The sequence below is a fragment of the Microtetraspora sp. AC03309 genome, from assembly GCF_020826795.1.
Classification (GTDB): domain Bacteria; phylum Actinomycetota; class Actinomycetes; order Streptosporangiales; family Streptosporangiaceae; genus Microtetraspora; species Microtetraspora glauca.
On the sequence record NZ_JADDIL010000023.1, the window covers coordinates 53241 to 73420 of the forward strand.

General features: G+C 73.4%; 17 protein-coding genes. 3 read left to right on the forward strand and 14 right to left on the reverse strand.

Annotated elements, in window-relative coordinates:
* Positions 1-59: 59 nt before the first annotated feature.
* Positions 60-1538 (forward strand): AlkA N-terminal domain-containing protein, encoded by a 1479-nt coding sequence (locus tag IMZ11_RS15960; RefSeq protein ID WP_228642137.1) that lies wholly within the window; start codon positions 60-62, stop codon positions 1536-1538.
* A gap of 22 nt (positions 1539-1560) precedes the next feature.
* Positions 1561-2091 carry a methylated-DNA--[protein]-cysteine S-methyltransferase gene (locus IMZ11_RS15965; protein WP_228642139.1) on the forward strand — a complete coding sequence of 177 codons (531 nt, stop codon included), beginning with the start codon at positions 1561-1563 and terminating at the stop codon, positions 2089-2091.
* Here IMZ11_RS15965 and IMZ11_RS15970 read toward each other — a convergent pair.
* From IMZ11_RS15970 to IMZ11_RS16025, 12 genes are all read right to left on the reverse strand, one after another.
* A complete protein-coding gene (locus IMZ11_RS15970) occupies positions 2081-3061 on the reverse strand; it encodes a hypothetical protein (RefSeq protein ID WP_228642141.1) in 981 nt (326 codons plus the stop codon). The genes IMZ11_RS15965 and IMZ11_RS15970 overlap by 11 nt on opposite strands.
* Entirely contained in the window at positions 3058-3801 is a 744-nt protein-coding gene (locus tag IMZ11_RS15975) for a hypothetical protein (RefSeq protein ID WP_228642143.1), read from the reverse strand. The genes IMZ11_RS15970 and IMZ11_RS15975 overlap by 4 nt, the downstream gene beginning before the upstream one ends.
* 79 nt (positions 3802-3880) lie before the next feature.
* The gene (locus tag IMZ11_RS15980; protein ID WP_228642145.1) at positions 3881-7054 is read right to left on the reverse strand and encodes a bacterial transcriptional activator domain-containing protein; all 3174 of its coding nucleotides are present in this window, start codon (positions 7052-7054) and stop codon (positions 3881-3883) included.
* Entirely contained in the window at positions 7051-7452 is a 402-nt protein-coding gene (locus IMZ11_RS15985) for a pilus assembly protein TadG-related protein (protein WP_228642147.1), read from the reverse strand. The genes IMZ11_RS15980 and IMZ11_RS15985 overlap by 4 nt, the downstream gene beginning before the upstream one ends.
* Before the next feature lie 89 nt (positions 7453-7541).
* Positions 7542-7994 carry a TadE family protein gene (locus IMZ11_RS15990; RefSeq protein ID WP_228642149.1) on the reverse strand — a complete coding sequence of 151 codons (453 nt, stop codon included), beginning with the start codon at positions 7992-7994 and terminating at the stop codon, positions 7542-7544.
* Between the two features lie 20 nt (positions 7995-8014).
* Positions 8015-8401 (reverse strand): TadE/TadG family type IV pilus assembly protein, encoded by a 387-nt coding sequence (locus IMZ11_RS15995; protein ID WP_308066798.1) that lies wholly within the window; start codon positions 8399-8401, stop codon positions 8015-8017.
* Positions 8402-8475: 74 nt separating this feature from the next.
* Complete coding sequence (locus tag IMZ11_RS16000) at positions 8476-8727, reverse strand: hypothetical protein (RefSeq protein WP_061253381.1); 252 nt, start codon at positions 8725-8727, stop codon at positions 8476-8478.
* Positions 8728-9666 carry a type II secretion system protein gene (locus tag IMZ11_RS16005; protein WP_228642151.1) on the reverse strand — a complete coding sequence of 313 codons (939 nt, stop codon included), beginning with the start codon at positions 9664-9666 and terminating at the stop codon, positions 8728-8730.
* On the reverse strand, positions 9663-10604 hold the full coding sequence (locus IMZ11_RS16010; protein ID WP_228642153.1) for a type II secretion system F family protein: 942 nt from the start codon (positions 10602-10604) through the stop codon (positions 9663-9665). The genes IMZ11_RS16005 and IMZ11_RS16010 overlap by 4 nt, the downstream gene beginning before the upstream one ends.
* The gene (locus IMZ11_RS16015) at positions 10604-11923 is read right to left on the reverse strand and encodes a CpaF family protein (RefSeq protein ID WP_228642155.1); all 1320 of its coding nucleotides are present in this window, start codon (positions 11921-11923) and stop codon (positions 10604-10606) included. Before IMZ11_RS16015 ends, IMZ11_RS16010 begins: the two co-directional genes overlap by 1 nt.
* The gene (locus IMZ11_RS16020) at positions 11920-12693 is read right to left on the reverse strand and encodes a hypothetical protein (protein ID WP_228642157.1); all 774 of its coding nucleotides are present in this window, start codon (positions 12691-12693) and stop codon (positions 11920-11922) included. The genes IMZ11_RS16015 and IMZ11_RS16020 overlap by 4 nt, the downstream gene beginning before the upstream one ends.
* 1 nt (position 12694) lies before the next feature.
* Positions 12695-13381, reverse strand: a complete 687-nt coding sequence (locus IMZ11_RS16025; RefSeq protein ID WP_228642159.1) for a hypothetical protein — start codon at positions 13379-13381, stop codon at positions 12695-12697.
* Positions 13382-13938: 557 nt separating this feature from the next.
* On the opposite strand from IMZ11_RS16025, the gene IMZ11_RS16030 reads away from it, so the two are divergent.
* Positions 13939-18843, forward strand: a complete 4905-nt coding sequence (locus IMZ11_RS16030) for an FtsK/SpoIIIE domain-containing protein (protein ID WP_228642161.1) — start codon at positions 13939-13941, stop codon at positions 18841-18843.
* A 133-nt stretch (positions 18844-18976) separates the two neighbouring features.
* Here the strand turns inward: IMZ11_RS16030 and IMZ11_RS16035 are convergent, their stop codons facing one another.
* Complete coding sequence (locus IMZ11_RS16035) at positions 18977-19249, reverse strand: WXG100 family type VII secretion target (protein WP_061253375.1); 273 nt, start codon at positions 19247-19249, stop codon at positions 18977-18979.
* A gap of 331 nt (positions 19250-19580) precedes the next feature.
* Positions 19581-20039 (reverse strand): beta/gamma crystallin family protein, encoded by a 459-nt coding sequence (locus tag IMZ11_RS16040; protein ID WP_228642163.1) that lies wholly within the window; start codon positions 20037-20039, stop codon positions 19581-19583.
* Positions 20040-20180: the final 141 nt, after the last annotated feature.

Sequence of the window (20180 nt, forward strand, 5' to 3'; positions counted from 1 at the left end):
CGTGGTGAGGTCCGATTCCCGCCAGCAGGAGGGTCCGGGCAGGGCATAACGTCGAATACGTGAGCACGCGAGAGCTGGACTTCAACTCGTGCTACGTGGCGGTGTCCGCCCGCGACTCCCGGTTCGACGGGCGCTTCTACACGGCGGTCACCTCCACGGGCATCTACTGCCGCCCGGTGTGCCCGGCGCGCACCCCGGCCCGGAAGAACGTCCGTTTCTACCGGCACGCGGCCAGTGCCGAGGCCGCCGGATTCCGGCCCTGCCGCCGATGCCGCCCGGAGCTGAGCCCCGGCGCCCCCGGCTGGGACGTACGCGCGGACCTCGTCGGGCGGGCGCTGCGCCTGATCGGGGACGGCGAGGCCGACGACCACGGCGTCAGCGGCCTCGCGCGGCGGCTCAACGTGACAGAACGTCACCTCCACCGGCTGTTCGTCGCCGAGCTGGGGACCGGGCCGCTCGCCGTCGCCAGGACCAGGCGGTTGCTGCTGGCCAAGCAGCTCCTCACCGAGACCCACCTGCCGATCGCCGATGTCGCGTTCGCCGCGGGGTTCGGCAGCGTGCGCCAGTTCAACGCCGCCATGAAGGAGTCGTACGGCTTCGCCCCCGGAGACCTCAGGAAGGCCGCCGGGCCGGCGGGCGGCGCCGGCGGGCCGCTCCTCGCCGCGCACGGCCTGACCCTGCGGCTGCACTACCGCGGGCCCTACGACGCGGCGGCCCTGCTCCGCTTCCTCTCCGCCCGTGCGATCCCCGGCACCGAGTTCGTCACGGCCGACGCGATCGAGGACGCCACCTACAGCAGGGCGATCCCCGGCGGGTGGTTCACGCTGGCGCCCGCGCGGGACCACATCCGGCTCACCGTGCGTACCGGGGACACCCGGCAGCTGGCCAGGATCGTGGCGCGATGCCGCCGCCTGCTCGACCTGGACGCCGACCCCGAGGCCATCGCCTCGGTCCTCGGCGCGACGTCGCTCGAGCCGCTCGTCGCGGCGCGTCCCGGGCTGCGCGTGCCCGGCGCGTTCGACGGGTTCGAGCTGGCCGTACGCGCGGTCGTGGGGCAGCAGATCTCGGTCGCCGGAGCCCGGACGCTCCTCGGCCGCATCGCCGCCAGAGCCGGCACGGCCGTAACGGTGCCCGACGGCGAGGCCGCACCGGTCACCCTGCTCTTCCCCACGGCGGACCAACTCGCCGGAGCCGACCTGACCGGGCTCGGGCTGACCAACCGCCGCGTCGAGACGCTGCGCGCGGTCGCCGAGGCGGTCGCCGGCGGGCTGATCGACCTGGACGGAGCCGAGGACGTCCCGGAGACGGTGGCCAAGCTGCTCCGGATCCCGGGCATCGGACCGTGGACCACGAGCTACATCGCGCTGCGCGCCCTCGGCGACCCCGACGCGTGGCCCGGCGGCGACCTGGTGCTGAAGAAGACCATGCAGTGCCTGGGCATCCCTGCCGAACATGTCGAGCGGTGGCGGCCCTGGCGGGCCTACGCCGCGCTGCACCTGTGGAACGCCACCCCTGGAAAGACCGGACACAACGCCTGATAGGAGGGAGCGGCGAGCCCATGTGGCGGCCGCGATCACCATGATCACTACCCAGATCCTGCCCACTCCGGTGGGCCCGGTGACCGTCCTCGCCCATGACGGGGTCGTCGTGGCCGCCGGATTCAGCGCCGACCCGCAGGAGCAGTTCGTCCGGCTTCCCGCCGCGCTCCGGGCGCTGCCGCTGGTCGAGGGTGACCTCGGCGACATCGCGCAGGCCGTACGGGACTATCTGGACGGCGACCTCGACGCACTGGACCGCGTCCCCGTGGAGCAACCCGGAACGGAGACCCGGCAGCGGCTGTACACGGCGCTGCGCGGCGTGCGTGCCGGGACCACGGTGTCGTACGGCAGGCTGGCGGAGATGGCGGGGCTGCCCAGGACGGCGGCCCGGGCGGCGGGGTCGGCGTGCGCGCAGAACTTGATCGCGCCGTTCGTCCCATGTCACCGCGTTCTGCCCACGACGGGCGGGTTCGGCGGCTACTACTACGGCGTCCCGGTGAAGGAGTGGCTGCTCGCCCACGAAGGGCGCCGCCCGGCCCTTGTCACCCCGTGACGACGGACTGCACCTCTCCGACGGGGACGTCTCGGGTGACGGTGGCCCGGATCGGGTCGAACGGGAACGGCTGGCCTCCCTGGTCGTCGGTGCTGACGACCTGCCACACGGAGGTGACGGTGAGCGTGTAGACGTCGCGCGACTGGTCGATCGAGGCCCTGAGATAGCGGACGCCGCAGGTGAAGGTCCCGCCCTTGGTGTAGGGACGCCCGGCGGCTCCGCAGTTCTCGCGCACCTCGGCGCGGTCCGACGTGGTGCCCGGGTCGATCTCCACGTCCTTGGGAGTGGCGGTGACCGTGACGCTCATGAACCCCGGCAGGGTCGCGGTCACCGAGCGCGGCTCCTGCGTTCCGCCCTCCAACCAGATCCAGGTGGGCAGGTTGACGAAGCTCCTGGCGTCCGGGCTGAGCTTGACCTGCGGATCGGGCACGGTCAGCGCGGCCCTGGCGATCTGCCGGAGCTCGTCGGCGGTGATCCCGCCCGGGGGTGGGGCGGCCCCGTCCGGAACCCAGACGGCGGCGGCCAGCGCGGCCGAGCAGACCACCCCGTTCTGATCGCCGGCGTTGTACGCGGCACGCCACCAGCGGCCCGGTTGCCCCATTTTGTCGCGATATTTCTGGAGGAGATCATTCGTGTACTGCTGGCTGTTCGCGCTGGCGTCGGCGAGGTCGGGGTCGGCGCGGAACGCGTGGCGCAACGTCGCGTCCTCCTCACGCAGCATCTCCTCGGCGTTCTTGTACGGCTCGTACCAGCAGGGGCGCGGAATCCGGTAACCGTCGCCCTTCGCGCCCTTGCCGCCGAGGCCGTTGCCGGAGAGCACGATGGAGGAGTTCATCAGCCGTACCCCGGCGGTCTTGCCCTCCTGGAATCCCTCCGCGGTCGGCCGGCCCGGACCCGGCGTCGGCGCCATGACCAGGGACGCGAGCAGTGGCCCGAGCAGAGGTGTGAGCAGGGCGGCGATCGGTCTCATCGGGCACACTCCTTCGCGGGCGCGGCAGGGTAGGTGGCGATGCGGAACGTGTTGATCCGCCAGACACCGCCTTCGTCCCGGCCGACCACACCGACCCACAGGTAGACGGCCAACGGCGGCCGGGTCCAGTCCGGCTGGTTCGCGACGGGCTTCCCCACCGGGTCGGTCATCCGGATCCCCGACTCGTCCACGCAGCCGAGCACCCGTACGCCCATCCGGTCGCCGATCGTGACCTCGGAATCGACGCGCAGCGCGTACAGCCGGGCCACGCCGCGCGCCGACAGGTTCCGGTCGGAGAACCCGCGCAGGCGGGTCACGATGTCGCGGACGGCCGCCGGCTCCACCTTCGCGAGGTAGGAGGCGTCCTGCCCGCCGCTGACGACGGCCCGCCACAGAGCGGTGTAGCTCTCGGCGTACATGCGCAGCGCTCCGGCCACGCCGGGGTTCACTCCCGAGGGCCACTCGATCTCGACTCGCAGCCCGTCCCCGGCCGAGACCTCCTCGGTCCCCGGAGTGATCGGCGACCCCGCCGGGAGGGGGGTGGCGGACGGCGTCCCCCGTACGGCGTCGGCGGTACCCCGGCCGGTGGACCCGCCCGCGAGCGTGCCCGTGCCTCCGGGGGCGAAGATCGGTTCTCTCCCGGAGGATCCGCATCCCGCCGCGAGGAGGCCGCACAGCAGGGCGCACAGGACGCCGCCCCTCAGCACCGCGTCGCCCCGCACGGTTCTCGCCGCTCGCACGGTTCTCGCCGGTGACAGGGCTCTCGCCGGTGGCACGGTTCTCGCCCCTCGCGGGGCGCCCGCCGTCGCCGGTGGCCGGTCACGCGAGACGCGGGGTGCCGAGGCCCGGGGGGGCGCCCCGGCGCCAGTCCGGGAGCAGTTCATCGATCAGCGCCTCCGTCTCGGGAGCCATGCCGCCTCCGTGGGGATGGGACGCGGCCCTACGGTGCAGGCCGTCGACCACCGCACGCAGCCGCGCGGGATCGCCGGTGGCGTGCGCGGCCCGCAGCAGGTCGCGCCAGAGCCCCTCGTCGTCCGCCGCGAGGAGCAGGCCCGCCCGTGCCGCCGCGACCGCGGACATGGGCTCGCCCCGCGCCAGCCGCAGCTCGCAGAGGCGGTGGGCGGCGTCCGCCACGCTCGCCGTCACGTCGTACTCGAGCGAGTCGGCGGCGAGCCAGGCGTACCGGCCCGCCGGCCTGCCGCTCAGCAACGGCCCGCGCACCAGCCCGACGGCCTTCTCCAGCAGGAGGATCTCCGCCTCGGGGTGCTGATCACGGGATCTGCGGACCAGCTCCTGGAAGAGATGCCAGTCGCTCCTGATCTCGGGGCCGAGCCGCAGCCGTCCCGACTCGTCCGCGTGGACGTGCGGGCGGCCTTCCGCGTCGGCGCCGAGCCACTCCACCACACGCGCGATGGTCGCGTCGCGGACCACCGCCTGCACGCCGCGCGGCCACAACACGCCGCCGAGCACGACCGGATGCACCCCCGACGGATGCGCCGCCAGGTAGACGACCATCTCGTGGGCGAGCGCGGCCCGGCCCTCTTCCAGCCGGTTCACCGGGCTGATCTCGACCGGGCCGAGGATGCGGACCTCGATCGAGGGAGGCTCGTCCGGCACCCGCACCTCGGGTTCGGGCAGCGGCTCGCCGTCTGCGCGCTGTGCCGTACGGAACAGGTCGATGACGGCGGTGTAGTGGCGACGCGGCAGGAGCTGGGCGTCCACCTCGAACCCCAGAGCGTCGATCCTGGCCCGGCCTCCGTCGGTGATCTCCCAGGTCCAGGTCGCGTGCGGCATCCCTCCCGCCACGACGTATCCGGTGGCCGTGCGCGTCGCCTTGCCGAGCACCGCGAGGCGGCGCGCCTCGTCCTCGTCCGGGCGGATCGCCGAGAGCAGGTAGTGGGGCGTCCAGGCGGGATCGGCCACCCTGGAGTGGATCCGTCCGGTGAGGACGTCGCCGGTCTCACAGGCCGCGCGTTCCTCCAGCTCGGGTAGGACCTCGGCGAGGCTGCCCGCGACCCGGATCCGGTCGGGGGCGATCAGCGTCAGCTCCTCGCCGAACCCGACGAGGGTGAGCGTCATGTGGTCCGACCAGCGGTTGGTCGCCAGCTCGACGGCGAGCGCGGACATGGCGGCGACGGTGTTGGTGCCCTCCATGGCGACGATCCCCTGCGCCGCCTCCAGATCGACGAGCACCCTGCCGCCGTCCGCGGTCCCCAGGGAGACGAGGCCCGGGTACGGAGCTGGCACGCCGGCGAGGTCCCGCTCGTCGATCCGGCGCCCTTCATGCGCGTGGAGCCGCCACACCTGCCCGCCGTCGCACGCCTCCCAGGGCTCGGGCGCGTCCAGGTCCGCGGGGTGGATCCACAGGTCCAGGCCCCTGCTGGACAGGTGGACCGCGTAGATCGTCGGCGGGCGCCTGTCCCGGTCGGCGAGCAGCCTGCCCAGCAGGCGCAGCCCCAGGTCGAGCATGCGGCTGCCCGGCGCGTCGGCCCCGAGGCGGATCGCCACCTCGGCCCCGGCGGCGTCCCCTCTCGGCCGGACCACCCGCCGGCCGAACGCGCGCCGCCAGAGCTGCTCCCTGCGCCGCCGCCCCAGAATGGCGAGCAGCCCGGCCGCCGCCAGCGACGCCGCAGCGAGGTAGTCGGCGAGGTCCGGGCCGCCGTCCTCCCGCTGCCCGTGGGGCCCGGCCAGCGAGGGCTCGCCGTGCTGCGCCGCCGTCCTGTCGCCCCTGGCGGTCGTGTCCTGCGCCGAGGGGACCGGCGACGGCTCGGCCCCGGCGGTCTCGCGGTGGGGGCGTTCGGGCAGGGCGGGCAGCGGCATCTGGAAATCGTCGTTTCCCGACACCGGATCGCGGTTCTCGCCCCGCCCGGTGTCACGCCCGGTGTCACGGCCGGTGTCGCCTTCGTTGCCGAGGTCGTCGTCCAGGTCGCCACTGCTGTCCGTCGGCATCCGGGGATGGTGGTCCAGCGTGGTGGGCCGGTCCTCCTCCACCGGGACGATCAGGACGTTCCTCGCGTCGTCCGGCATGTCGAGGACCCAGCCCGGCCTGATCAGATCGGCCATCCGCAACCGGCTGCCGTCGGGCTGCTCCTTGTGCTGGTTGAGCCGGTAGATCTCGGGATAGCGGCGGCCGTCGCCGAGGCACTTGTCGGCGATCTCCCACAGGCTCTCGTGGTGGCGCCCGTGCGGCGGCTGCACGACGTAGACCTTCTTCACTTCGCGGGCCTGGAGCGGCGGGCGGTCCTCGGTCGTGGCCACGGGCGCGGACAGCGTCGCCGCCTGGGGACGGATCGACGGGCCGGTGCCGGCCCCGGTGACCGGCCCGATCACCGGAACGGCCACCGCCGCGGCGGCGAACAGCAGCAGCACGGCCGAGACGAGCCGGTTGGCGAGCGCCTGCGTGCCGCCGGACAGGGGGACCCGCGCCGGCATGCCCACCCGGCGGATCCCGGCGTACACCTCCACGATCACGCAGACGAGCAGCTGCAACCAGGCCAGCCACACCAGCAGGATGAGGATCGCGATGACCGTCTCCGGGCCGACGTTGCTCGTGAGCACGTCCATGTCCCGCAGCTCGGGCCGCAGCGGCGGCCCGGCCAGCCTGATCAGCGCGTACGGCACGCCGCCCACGAGGGCGACCAACGCCAGCAGGGCCGCTACCCCGGCGAAGACGTCGCGCGGTGTCCGCTTCGGCGGGATGCGCACCGGACGCCGGACGGCCCGGCGGCCCTGCCGGCGGTGCTGGTGCGCGGCGGTCTGCTGGAAGGTCGAGAAGGACGGCCGGTCACGGTCGGCGACCGGCGGCCGGGTGGAGCGCCCCTCGGACGGCGGCGCGGGATCGCGGGAGGGCGGCAGCGCCGGTGGCAGCGGTGCCCGCTGGCCGGGAGGGCGACCACCGCCGGGTGGACGGCCGCCACCGGGAGGACGGCCCGCGCCGCGGGGGCGCCGCGGCGAGCTCGAACCGCGCGGCCACGAGTTCCCTTCACCGGTCATGCGTCCCCCGCGTCCGGCCCTGCCGTGGCGGTGGCCGCCATCTCCGAGCCGCCGAATCCGAGCACCGACAGGAACACGGCGTTCCAGCGGACGCCGACCTCGACGGTCACCTCCGCCTGGCCGCCGCCGATCTCGCAGCGCTTCATCTGTACGTTCTGGTCGTCGTGGGCCGCCACGATCTCCCCCGCCCGGCCGCACACGGCGCCCTCGTCGGCGAGCAGCCGTACCTGGCCGTTGGCGCGCAGCGCCTCCACGTCGATCTGGTCGGCCGCGGCGCGGGCGCCCTGTTCCGCGACGTCGGCGGCCCGAAGCCGGGCGTTGATGGCCGCCCCGCCGTCGACGAGCAGCCCGGCGAGCAGGAAGACCGCCACGGAGAAGATGACCACGAAGACCGACATCGATCCCCGCTCACCCCGCGCCCGCGATCCCGCGACGCGTCTCTGGCGGCCTGACCGGCGCGTACGGCCGCGCCGCCCGTGCGGTTCGGTCAATCCACCCTCCGGAACTGCTCCAGCGGGACCACGGAGGTCCCCTTCATCCGCCGTGTCGTGCCGAAGCCGAGGAAGTCCAGGTTCAGCTCGCAGGTCACGGCGACCTGGACGACGCCGCCTTCCTTCCATTCGGTGCCCGACAGGCCGACCTCGGGAGCGCAGTCGCCGGAGAGCGCGGACTCGGCCGTCTCCGCCGCCGCCGACTCGGCCTCCGACCGGGTCCGCTGGACCGACGCCGCGCGGGCCGCGTCCCTGGCCGCGCCGTTGACCTCCCCCTGGGCCTCGACGACCCGGCCCGCCCCGACGAGGAACATGAGGAAGAGCAGGAAGACGGGCGCGAGCATCACGGTCTCGGCCGTCATCGACCCGCCGTCCCGCGACCGGGGGCGGAACGCCTCGGGAGGCGGACGCCGTACGGGACGGGTCACCGGCACAGGTCTCCGCGGCATCGGTCTCATTGGCATCGGTCTCATTGGCATCCGTCCGAACCGTCGTCGGGGCGGAAACACTCGATGGGGCCGCCGAAACTGGCGGTGATGGTGAACGTCATCTCGGGAAGCAGCGGCACCACCTGGACGGCGCTGCCGGTCACGTCGACGCCGCGCTGGTCACCGCGTTCCCAGGCCCGAGCCGTGGCGTTCCTGAGGATCTCGGGCCCGACCGCCCGCACGATCTGCTCGGCCTTCGCCTCGGCGTCGCCCTGCCAGCTCTCCGAGGTGCCGGCCGCGCGGGCGAGCCTGGCGCCTTCCCTGGCGGCGGCGTCGGCGACCTGCCTGCCGTGGAACCAGAGCGTGAGCTGGACGACCAGCAGCACCACGGCCAGGACGATCGGCATGAGCATGGCGAGTTCGATCACGGTCGCTCCACGGTCGCGCGCGGTCCGCGGCACCGTGGACCGGGCCGCTCGGGGCCGGATCCCTGCCGACCGGGTCACTCTGGGCCGCCGTCGAACTGACCTCCCCCGCCTCCCCCGCCGCCGGTGCCGCCACCGCCGCCGAAGTTGGAGGTGATGTCGGCTTCCTTCTGCGTGACCAGGTTCTTGATGAGGGTGGCCAGGCCGAGCGCGACTCCGGCGATGATCGCCGTGATGATCACCCACTCGACGGCCGAGGCCCCCTTGCTCGGCGCGTTACGCGCGCGGTCGATCCGCACATGGAGCATCGCGATCAAATAGGTGAGCATCTACGCCCCCAACATCTTCATGGCCGCCGGGAAACTGAGAAAGATCACGAAGCCGGCGCACAGCAGGAGCTGGGCGACGAGCATCGACTGGGATCGCTCCCCCGCCTTGCCCTCGACCTCGGCGAGCTCCCTCCGCCGGAGGGTCGCGGCACGCGCGGTGAGCGAGGAGCGGATCTTGGCGCCGTCGTCGGCGACCAGGCCGAGCGCGGCGGACAGGTCGCGCAGCTCGTCCACGTTGATCTCGTCGCCGAGCTGCCCGAGGGCCTGCCAGGGGGTGATGCCGACGATGCGGGCGTTGCCGAGCGCCTCGCGGATGCGTTCCATCGCCCAGTTGGCGCCCGCACCGGAGCTCCCGGTGGGGCTGCCGACGGCGACCGCCATCATCAGCGCTTCCGGGACGCCGCGTCCGCCCGCGAGGTTCATGGCGACGAGGTCGAGGAACGCGCCGACCGCGTGCCGGAAGTCGCGGCGGCGGACTGCCGCGTCGCGCCGGATCTGCATGTCGGGGAGGAGGAAGAAGACCGCGGAGACCGCCAGCGCGGACCAGAGCGGGATGTTCACCGACATGTCCCAGCCCATCAGCGCCAGCCAGCCGACCAGGAGGGGGAAGACCAGCAGCCCGCACGCCGCGAGCAGGACCTTCGTGGCGAGGAACCCCTCGAAGGACTTGCCGAGCAGCGCGAGGTCGGCTCGGATGGACCGGGCCTCCCATCCTCTGGCCGCGTAGAACCGCGCGAGCCGTACGCCGAGGTCGCGGCGGAACGCGCTGACCTGCTCGTCGGGGGCGATGAGCGGCGCCCTCGGCAGGTCGGCGCCCTCACGCGCCAGGTCGAGCGCCGTCAGCCGGGCGAACAGGCCGGGCCTCGGTGGGAACAGCGCGCGGAAGAGCAGGAAGAGGCCCAGGCCGAGTACGGCTCCCGCGAGCGCCGGCTCTGTCATCGTGTCCCTCCCGCCCGGAGCGCGGACTCGTCCGCGGCGTCGTCGCGCGGCTCGCCGCCCCTCGCCACCGGCCCGCCCGCTGCCGCGTACGGCGCGAGGATCCGGGCGGGCTTGTCGAAGCGGGCCAGCCGGCGCATCCACGCGAATCCGGCGCCGAACAACCCCGCGACCACGACGAGGACGGCCTGGCCGAGCACCGAGCCGTACTCCTCCACGTACGAACGGTTGAAGATCACCAGGATGGCGGCGAAGGCCAGTGCCGTGCCGACCACGATCTGCACGCTCTTGCGGGTGGATCGGCGCTCGGCCTCGACCCTGCGCCGCATGTCGAGCTCCTCGCGGGCGGAGACGGCCAGCGCGGACAGCACGTCACGCAGGCCGGGACCACGCAGCCGCGAGTTGAGGATCAACGCCGCGACGACGAGGTCGGCGGAGGGGTCGTCGAGCTCGTCGGCGAACATCCTCAGCCCGTCGGCCAGGGGCATGCGGGAGTGCAACCGGTCCACGAGCGCGAGCAGGTGCGGCCGGAGCATGGGCGCGGCCGCCCGGATGGACGAGGGGATGGCCTGTTCGAGCCCGGCGGCGCCGGCGATCGTGTCCCGCAGCGACTCGGTCCACGCGGCCAGCCCCTCCAGGCGCCGCATGGCCGCGCGCTCCTCTGACGCGCCGCCGGCCAGGCCGCGCCAGGCCAGGACGAGGAGGACGGCGCCGACCGCCATCACCGGCCATCCCGTCACCAGCAGGACGACGAACCCGGTGATCACTCCCATCGCGGTCCGGGTGGACAGCGTCCTGAGCAGCTCGCGCCGGCCGGACTTCCCGTCGGGGCCGGCGGGCCGGGGGCGCAGGCCGTACAGGGCGAGGGCGAGGAGGAACAGGCCGCCGCCCGTCACCGCGCCGGTCAGCAGCACCAGCGGATCGAACAAACCGGCGGGCATCAGCGCCACACCTCCTGTGCGGGGTCGTAGCCGTGCGCCGCCAGCTCGTCCAGGCAGGAGATCGGGGCGTGCGGGACGACGCGGTCGCCCGCGGCGATGAAGACCTCCGAGGACAGGACCCGCCCGTCGCAGCCCGTGACCTCGCGCACGCTGGACACGAAGCGCCGGAGCGTCCCGCCGCGGTGGTAGTCGTTGCGCTTCTCGATGAAGACCACGAAGTCGATCGCGCCCGCGATGAGCATGTGGGTCGCCTCGATGGGCAGCCGCTCGTCGGCCTGCAGGGCGTACGTCGCGATGCGGTTGAAGACCTCCATCGAGGAGTTGGCGTGGATCGTGGAGAGCGAGCCGTCGTTGCCCTGCGTCATCGCGTTGAGCATGGTGACGATCTCGTCGCCCAGGACCTCGCCGACGATGACCCGCGAGGGGTTCATCCGCAGGGAGCGCCGGACCAGCTCGGCCATGGTGATCTCGCCCTGCCCCTCGGAGTTCGGCAGGCGCTGCTCGAACGCCACCACGTTGGGGTGCAGCTCGGGGAACTGGTCGAGGCCGAGTTCGAGCGCGCGCTCGACCGTGATGAGCCGCTCTGCCACGGGGATCTCGTTGGCCAGCGCCCGCAGCAGCGTCGTCTTCCCCGCGTTGGTCGACCCCGCGATCATGATGTTCTTGCGCGCCGCGACCGCGGCCGCGAGGAAGCGGCCGAGCTCTGGGGCGAGTGTGCCGTTGCCCACCAGGTCGCTGAGGAACACCTTGCCCAGGCGGGCCCGGCGGATCGACACGGCGGGCCGTACGGTGACGTCCATGACGGCCGACAACCGGGAGCCGTCGGGCAGACGCAGGTCGAGCTGCGGGTTCGCGGTGTCGAACGGCCGGGACGACAGGCCGGAGTACGCCGCGAGGATCTGGATGAGCTCGATCAGCTCGTCGTCGGAGTCGGCGACGGGCTCGTGCGCGATCTCCTGCCCGTCGGCGTAGCTCACGAAGACCCGGTCGCAGCCGTTGATGTCGATGTTCTCGACCTCGGGGTCGTCCAGGAACGGCTGGAGACGGCCCACGCCGAACAGCGCGGCGTGGATGCCGGCGGCGAGCGCCTCCTCCTCGTCGACGGTGGGCGGGGTGCGGCCGACGCCGATCTCGCCCCTGGCGTACTCCTCCAGGACCTGCGCGATCAGCGCGCGGGCGAACTGCCGCTCGTCCTCTCCGGTCATCGGGGGGATGCCGCTCGCCTGGTCCAGCCGCCGCTGGTGGGCCAGCCGGTCGCCGACCTCCTGGCGGAACCGCTTCACCAGCGTGTGGTCGATGCCGCCCTGCTGCCCGCTCATCGTCGCGCTCCGCTCTGGTCGGCCCGCTGCCCGGCCGGCTCCTCGGGAGAGATCAGGGCGGCCAGCCGCCCGGCCAGCTCACGTGCGGTGCGGATCAGCAGGCTGCGGTCGAGCCGCCCGCCCCACTGGCCGCGCAGCAACTCGGCGCCCTTGGGGTCGTGCGCGAGCCCGGCCACGAACGCGACGTCCCAGGGCGCGACGATACGCCGGACCTCCTCGACGGACGCCCGGTAGGACCGGGGGTCGGCGATCACGACCACGACCGGGCGGCTGTCCAGCAGGGCCAGCCGCTCGCGCAGATGGGCGACGTGGTCGAGGCTCGGGCGGGTGAAGAGCACGACCTGGGCGGCCTCCGCGATCAGGTCGCCGATCTGGGCGTGCCCGCCGAGGCGGCCGCAGTCGGCCAGCACGTCGGCGTGCGGCAGCGTGGCCAGCGACCGGCCGAGGGGTCCCCACAGCCAGGTGAGCCCCCCGGCCTGCTCGCCGTGGGTCAGGCCGGTGAGCACGTCCAGGCCGCCGACGAGCTTCTGCGTGTGCTCGTAGATGTGGTCGGGGTGCAGCCCGCGCCTGGCGACCGCGCCAAGGCTGAGCAGGCCGCGGCCCGGGTTCAGCACGCCGCCGTCCTGAGCGGGCAGCCGGTAGGCGAGGTCGCCGCCGGACGGGTCGCATTCGGCCAGCAGCACCGGACGCGGCCACACCGCCCCGAGGGCGGTCGCCGCGGTGGTCACGCCGGGCGCCCCCTTGTCGGCGGCGAGCACGATGAGCGCCACGTCACCCGGCTCCGGGGAGCACGGCCAGCGCGATCTCGCCGCTGGAGGCGTACGCGGCGACGGTGGGTGAGATGGCCGTGTCGACGACCACCGAGACCAGCCCGCTGCCCGACCTGCCGGGGGCTCCGACGCTGTGGACGCGGGCGCCGGACGCGAGCACCCGCTGCTGGGCCGTCCCCTTGCCGCCCGCGGAAACGTAGATCACCTGGACGACGTCGCCCTTGCGCATGCCGACCGGCGCCTGCCCCGCCTTGAGCGCGAGGCCCACGATGGCCTTGCCGGGGCCGAGCTCCTCGCTCGACTTGGTGACCATCGCGCTGGTCAGCAGCGTGCCGGGCAGCAGGGTCACGGCGGCGTAGGTCGTCTCGACCTCGCTCCGGTATCGCCAGGGAACGTAGTCGATGCCGGTGTCGGCGATCTGGACCTCCTTGATGGCGGAGGCCGTGATGAGCTGGCCGGCGCCGACCTGCTGGACGATCCCGACGGCCGAGACGCGGTCGCCGCTGCGCAGGACGAGCAGCGTGGTGGCCAGCGCCCCACCCAGGATGAGGAGGACGGCGAGCGCCGCCAGCGCCGGCTTGCGCTCCCGTGGCGGCACGGGAAGCTTGCGCGACGCCGGTCCGGACAGCCCTGGCCGCTCGTTCGCGGGAGCGCGTCCGTCGGAGGCGGGCTTGTCGCTGATCCTCATGGGTGGGGGACTCCCAGGGATGATCGCTTCCGGTACTGAAATGAAGGGCCGATTAACGGCCGCGCCTTCATCCGCAGTATTGGTCAGTTCGAATTACAGAATTGACACCATTATGGACAACCACCCGCTGCCGTGTGGCCGGAAACCGGCCATCCATGCTTATCCGTTAGGAATACCGGTGTCAATGCCCGATTGATCGATGCTTGTTTACGATTATCGCTTTCCTGTGGTTGAATTGCGTGATAAGAAGCACTCTGTCCGCATAGATCACATCGTCCCCACCAGCCCGTCCATGCCCATCCATGCTGTATGGCGGAGTGGGCCCGCGTTTCCCGCGAACAAGGAGATAACCGGGGACAGCCCCGCTACCTTGTCTCGGCGAGAGCCCTTTCGCCGGGCGCGTCCCGGAGGGACACTCCCCGAAATGTGGTCGGGGGGCCGGTTCCACGGGGGCCGGCCGATCGGCACGCACCGAGTTCACACACCGAGTTCACGCCACGAGTTCCGGTCACGGCGAACCGCCTTTCCCCGTGAGGGCGGCCCTTGGGAGTCTGGGTATGCGGATCATGCTCACCGTGGTGGCCGAGCACGGCCATCGCGAGGTGATGGTCGAAGGAGACGAGTCCACCACGGTCGGCGCGCTGGCGGCCGCGCTCGCCGGCCCGGCCCGGCCCTCCAACGTCGTACGGCTGCCGCCCGCCAGGGCGCCGTACGACCTGGACAGGGGTCGGCGGCGCCGGGCGGCGGGCCCCAAGCTCTGGGTGGACGGGCGGCCCCTCGATCCGGAGGCGCTCGTCTTTGGGCTGATCCGCGACGGCGATCTCGTGGCGCTCGACGGGCAGGCGGCGTCGGCGACGATGGCCGAGGAGCCGGACGGCGTGGTCGAACTCCGGGTGGCGGGCGGCCCCGGGGCGGGTTCCGTCCACAGGCTCGGCCCGGGCCTCCACACGCTGGGCTCGGATCCGGGATGCGCGATCGCCGTGCCCGACCCGCGGATGCCGCCCCACGCGGCGACGGTCCGGGTCGCGCCCGGCGGGGTCACGGTCGAGCCGGCGCATCCGGCCGCGGGGCTGGAGCTGGACGGCGAGCGTGTACGCGAGGCGACACCCTGGGCACCCGGAGGCGCGGCGCGGCGGCCCGCCGGGAAGTCCGGGAAGTCCGGGAAGTCCGGCCGCAGAGTGGGACGCAGGTTCCGCGGAGTCCGCACGGCCCGGCGGGCCGGCGAAAGCCGCCGGGCGGCGGGGACCGGCCCGGACACGGGAACGCCCAAGGACGTGCGGCAGGTCCTCCTGTCCTGCGGCGGCTCGGTGTTCTCCATCGGCCTCGTCGAGCCGCCCGACGCCCACCTGGACGCGCTTCCCGACGGAGGGCTGGCCTACAACCGGCCGCCCCGGCTCCGCGCGCCCGAACGGCACCGGCGCGTCGAGGTGCCCGGCGAGCCCAAGCGGGGTGAGGGTGCCCGGCTCCAGCTGCTGGCCGCGCTGCTGCCCGCGGTGTTCGGTGTCGGCATGTTCGTGGCGTTCCGCCAGGTGTACTTCCTGCTGATCGCGCTGATGAGTCCGATGATCATGCTCGGGCAGTGGGCGAGCGACCGCAGGCACGGCAGGAAGAAGCACCGCCAGGCCGTCAAGGCGTACAGGGAGCGGTTCGCGGAGTTCGAGACCGAGGTGGCGCGGGCGCGCGACGAGGACGAGGCGGCCCGCAGGGACGCGGCCCCCGACCCGGCGGAGATCCTGCTGACCGCGACCGGCCCGCGCCGCCGCCTGTGGGAGCGGCGGCTGCACGACCCGGACGCCCTGCGGCTCCGTGTCGGGCTGGCCGATCTTCCCGCCGGCATCGCCTTCGCGCCGGAGCGAGGCACGCCAGCCGACACGGAGCTGCCCGAGCCGCCCCTCGCGCGGCACGTGCCGGTCGCGCTCGCGATGCGCAGGCTGGGCGTGGCGGGCGTGACCGGACCCAGAGCCGTCGCGGTCGGCACCGCCCGCTGGCTGGTCGGGCAGGCGGCCGCCCTGCACAGCCCGAGGGACCTGGCCGTCGTGGTGCTCTCCGCGCACGCGGACGCCGCCGAGCAGTGGGGGTGGGTGCGCTGGCTGCCGCACTGCGCCGCCGAGGGGGCGTCGGGAGGTGTGGCCCTCGGTTCCGGCTCCGTCGCCCTCGTCGGCGCCGATCCCGAGGCCGCCGCCCACCGGGTCGCCGATCTCGCCGCGCTCATCGGCGAGCGACTCGACCCGGCAGAACCCGCCCTGCCCGGCGCCGCCTCGTACGGCACGGCGCCGCTCGGCGGCCCGCTGTCCGGCGGGCCGGCGGGCTGGGGGGACCTCGGCCGCCCGGGGAACGCCCGGCCCGAGGAGGCGGCGGAACCCGCGTTCGCCGCCTACGACGAGCGGCCCTGTGACGTGCTGGTCGTCCTCGACGGCGCCCAGGTGCTGCGCGGCCTCCCCGGGATGCCCCAGGTGCTCAGGCAGGGACCCAGGGCCGGGGTCTACACGATCGCGATCGACGACGACGAGCGCCTCCTGCCGGAGGAGTGCGCGACGGTGGCGTCCTGCGAGCGTGACGGGTCGCTGCGGCTCCGCGGCGGCGGGCTGGACGCGATCGGGCCGATCCGGGGCGACCAGGTCTCGCCGTCGTGGTCCGAGCGGCTGGGCCGGGCGCTCGCCCCCCTGCGGGACGTGAGCAGGGACGACCAGGCGTCGGCGCTCCCGGAGTCGGTCCGGCTCCTCGACCTGATCAGCCCCGAGGGCATCGCGGGCCGGTGGAACGGATCGGGCCGCTCGGGCCGCTCGACCCGCGCGGTCATCGGCGTGAGCCCCGACGGGCCGTTCGAGATCGACATCAGCCGGGACGGGCCCCACGCCCTGATCGCCGGGACCACGGGCGCGGGCAAGTCGGAGCTCCTCCAGACGCTGATCTGCTCCCTGGCCGCCGCCAACCGTCCGGACGAGATGACGTTCGTACTCATCGACTACAAGGGCGGCGCGGCCTTCAAGGAGTGCGTACGGCTCCCGCACACCGTGGGGATGGTCACCGACCTGGACGGCCACCTCACCCAGCGGGCCCTGGCGTCGCTCGCGGCCGAGATCCGGCGCAGGGAACGGCTGCTCCTGTCCGCGGGAGCCAAGGACATCGAGGACTACCAGGGGTCGCGGACGGCCGGCGGGGAGCCGCTGCCCCGGCTGGTGCTGGTCATCGACGAGTTCGCCGCGATGGTGGCCGAGCTGCCCGACTTCATGGACGGCCTGGTCGACATCGCCAGGCGGGGCCGTTCGCTCGGCATCCACCTGGTGCTCGCCACCCAGCGGCCCGGCGGCGTGGTGACCGCGGACATCCAGGCGAACACGTCGCTTCGGATCGCGCTGCGGGTGACCGACGCCAGGGAGTCCGCCGACGTGATCGACGGCCCCGAGGCCGCGCACATCTCCAAGACGACGCCGGGACGCTGCTACGTGCGGTCCGGCTCCGGCCAGGCGGTCGCCGTACAGGCGGCGCGGATCGGCGGGCGCTCCCCGGACGGCCGTGACGGCGGGGTCGGCGGGCCCGGCGGGAACCCCCGGGTGATCGAGCTTCCGTGGCGGGCACTCGGCCACGCCCTGGCCACCTCCTCCACCTCGTCCGCCTCGTCCGCCTCGTCCGGCGGGGACGCGGCGGCGTCCGGGACGGACCTCGCGCTGCTCGTGGACGCGATCGACGCGGCGGCCAGGGGCATCGCCCGCCGCCCCAGTCCCTGGCTGCCGCCGCTCCCCGACGCGATCACACTGTCCCCGGAGCGGGGTGTGGACGGGAGGCCGCCGGTGCCGGGCGGCGGGCCGTCGTTGCCCTTCGGGCTCACCGATCTGCCGTGGAACCAGGCGAGGGGGCCGCTCGCCCTGGATCTGGAGCACGGCGGGCATCTGCTGATCGCCGGAACGGCGCGGAGCGGGCGTTCCACGGCCCTGCGGACGATCGCGGGGGCGGTCGCCGCCTGGGCTTCCCCTGAGGACGTCCACCTGCACGCCGTCGACTGCGGTTCCGGGGCGCTGATCCCGCTGGTCGGTCTGCCCCACTGCGGCGCCGTCGTCGCCCGCGACCAACTCGACCGGGTCGAACGGCTGCTGTCCCGGCTCCGCGCGGAGGTCGGCCGCCGCCAGCAGCTTCTCGCGGAGGCCGGGTACGCGTCCCTGGCGGAGGCCCGCGCCGCCTCCGGAGCCGGGCGAGCGGGAGACACCGGAAGAGCCGGAGACGTCGGGAACGCCGGGAACGCCGGGAACGCCGGGGACACGGCGGTCGGGCGGCTCCCGTGGCTGGTGCTCCTGCTGGACCGGTGGGAGGGCTACGTCGCCGCGTTCGAGAACTACGACTACGGGCGGCTGCTCGACCTGCTGTTGCAACTGCTGCGCGAGGGCCCGGCCGTGGGCCTGCGGGCGGTCGTCACCTCCGACAGGTCGGGGTTGCTCGGCCAGATCTCGACGGTGTTCGAGGAGCGGCTCATCCTGCGCCTGGCCGACCCCGCGGACTACGGGCTGGCGGGGCTGCCGGTGAAGGACCTGCCCTCCGTCCTGCCTCCCGGGCGGGCGCTGTCCGTCGGGGAGCACGGGCTGGTGGAGAGCCAGATCGCGCTGCTCGCCGACGATCCGTCCGGTCCCGCCCAGGTTGCCGCCCTCCAGGCGCTGGCCCGTACGGCTCCCGCCCGGTTCGGCGGCGACCCGGAGCGGAGGGGATCGTGGGCGTGGCGGTCGCCGCCGCCCCTGCGCGTGGACGCGCTCCCCGTCCGTGTCACGGCCGAGCAGGCGATGGACCTGGCCCCGTCGTTCGAGCCGCCCTCGCCCCTGTGGGCGCTGCTCGGCGTGGGAGGGGACGCGCTGGAGCCGCTGGGCCTGGACCTCCTCGCCCAGGGTCCGGCGGCGGTGATCGGCGGGCCGGCTCGGTCAGGACGGTCGTCGTGCCTGGTCACGGCCGCGTGGTCGCTGGTGCGGCGGGGCACGCCGGTCCTCGTGGTCACCCCCCGTCGCAGCCCGTTGCGCGAGATGGCGGGGGCGCCGGGAGTGCTGGCCGTACTGGACGGCAACGCCAGGGGCGTGGCCGGAGGCGAGTCCGACGGGTTCGGCGGGCTGCCGGGCGCGCAGGACCCGCGGGCGCTCCTGGACGGCAGGGAGGGGTATGTGGTGATCGTCGACGACGCTGAGCTGATCTCCCCCGACTCGCCGCTCGGGCTGGCGTTGGAGGAGATCCTGCGCACCGCGCGGGACGGCGATCACGGGCTGCTGATCGCGGGGGCCACGGGGGATCTGGCGACGGCCTATCGGGGGTTCACCGCCGAGGCCCGCAAGGCCAGGACCGGCCTGCTGCTGTCGGTGCAGAGCCCCGCGGACGGCGATCTCTTCAGCGTACGGCTGCCGCGCGGCGCGGCCGGGGGCCCACCGGGGCGGGGACTGCTGATCACGTCGGGGACCGCGACCCCGATCCAGGCCGCGGTCCACGGATAGCGGGACCGGGCCCCGGATCGGGAGCGGGACGAACGTCGGGTGCGGACGTATCGGGGACGGAGATGTCGGGACGAACCGTCCGGACGGGACCGGGGCCGAAGGATCGGCGGATTCGCGGGTAACGGTGGATCGGTTACCTGGTCGCGGACTCGATGTTGCCGCGGTAGGCGTTGATCACCCGGGACGCCTCGTTAAGCTCTTCGGACATGCGCTGGAAGGCCGACCGGTAGCTCTGCCATGCCTCGTTGAAACGCTGCGCGCCCGGCCCCGTCCAGGCGGTGCCGACCTTGGCCGCCTCACGGTCGAGACTGGCCATCGTGGCGCGAACCTGGTCGGCCTGCTGAGTGAACTGTGCGGCCATGCTCTGCATCTCCGCGGGGTCGCCGCCGAGCAGGTTGTTACTCATTCAGTGGCTCCTTCGTCGACAGTTCGGGCGCCCTCACCGTAGATCACATACCGTCCTTGTAAAGGTGTTATGCCGACTGGTTATGAAGGCGGTCAGGAGTATTCCGAACGGATGTGGATCACACGGGCGTCGCGGTCTCACCGGCGATACGGCGGCGGGGTGGCGGGGTGGCCGGCCCTGGTGCGGCGGGTCCACGGGTCGAAGGGCCGCGGGGAGCCGGACCTGCGTGAGGCATGGTTCCCTGCGACCCCGGGTGCGGCAGATCGCCGGCCAGGACCACTCGTGAGTGCCACCGGAGAGGCGGCAGTAAACGGGCGGCCCCGGCCGCCTCTCAACTGGTGCTGTAGAACGCCGGGTATCCGGCGCAGCTGGCGGTGTTCAGCCGCCACGCTGAGGAGATCTTGTCGTTGAACTTCCACCGCGACGAGCTGAGGTTGGGCACTGTTTCGCCGGGACGAATGCAGTAATGGCGATCGCGGTAGTTCTTGTCGTCGTACACGACCCACGCCATCCAGTCGTTGTTGACCAGGGAGCTCGTCTTGTCACTGAAGCCGCCGAGGTCCGGCTCGGAGGTCGGGGTGACCACCCACATGCCCTCCGCTCCAAGCTCAGGGTGCCACACGAGCTTTTGCAGGACCCTGCGCCAGCCTTCGTATCCCGCGTCGTCGTGCAAGACCAGGGTGTAATAGTCGTCGTCCGTTGCTTGAGCAGGGGTTGCGGCCCCGAAGACGCCCAGCGCCGCCGCGGACACGATGGTCGCGAGCGCGAGTCGCATGTTGATTCGAGACATGATTCCTCTCAGGGGATCGGTTGCTTCGGTGTCTGAGAGGAGCTTGCCGATCGCATCTTGTCTGCGACTTATGCCGGGTTTGGAGCCCATTTGAAGCCATGGAGGCGCGCTCGGCCTTCCGGCTTGAGGGTCGGGCGGATG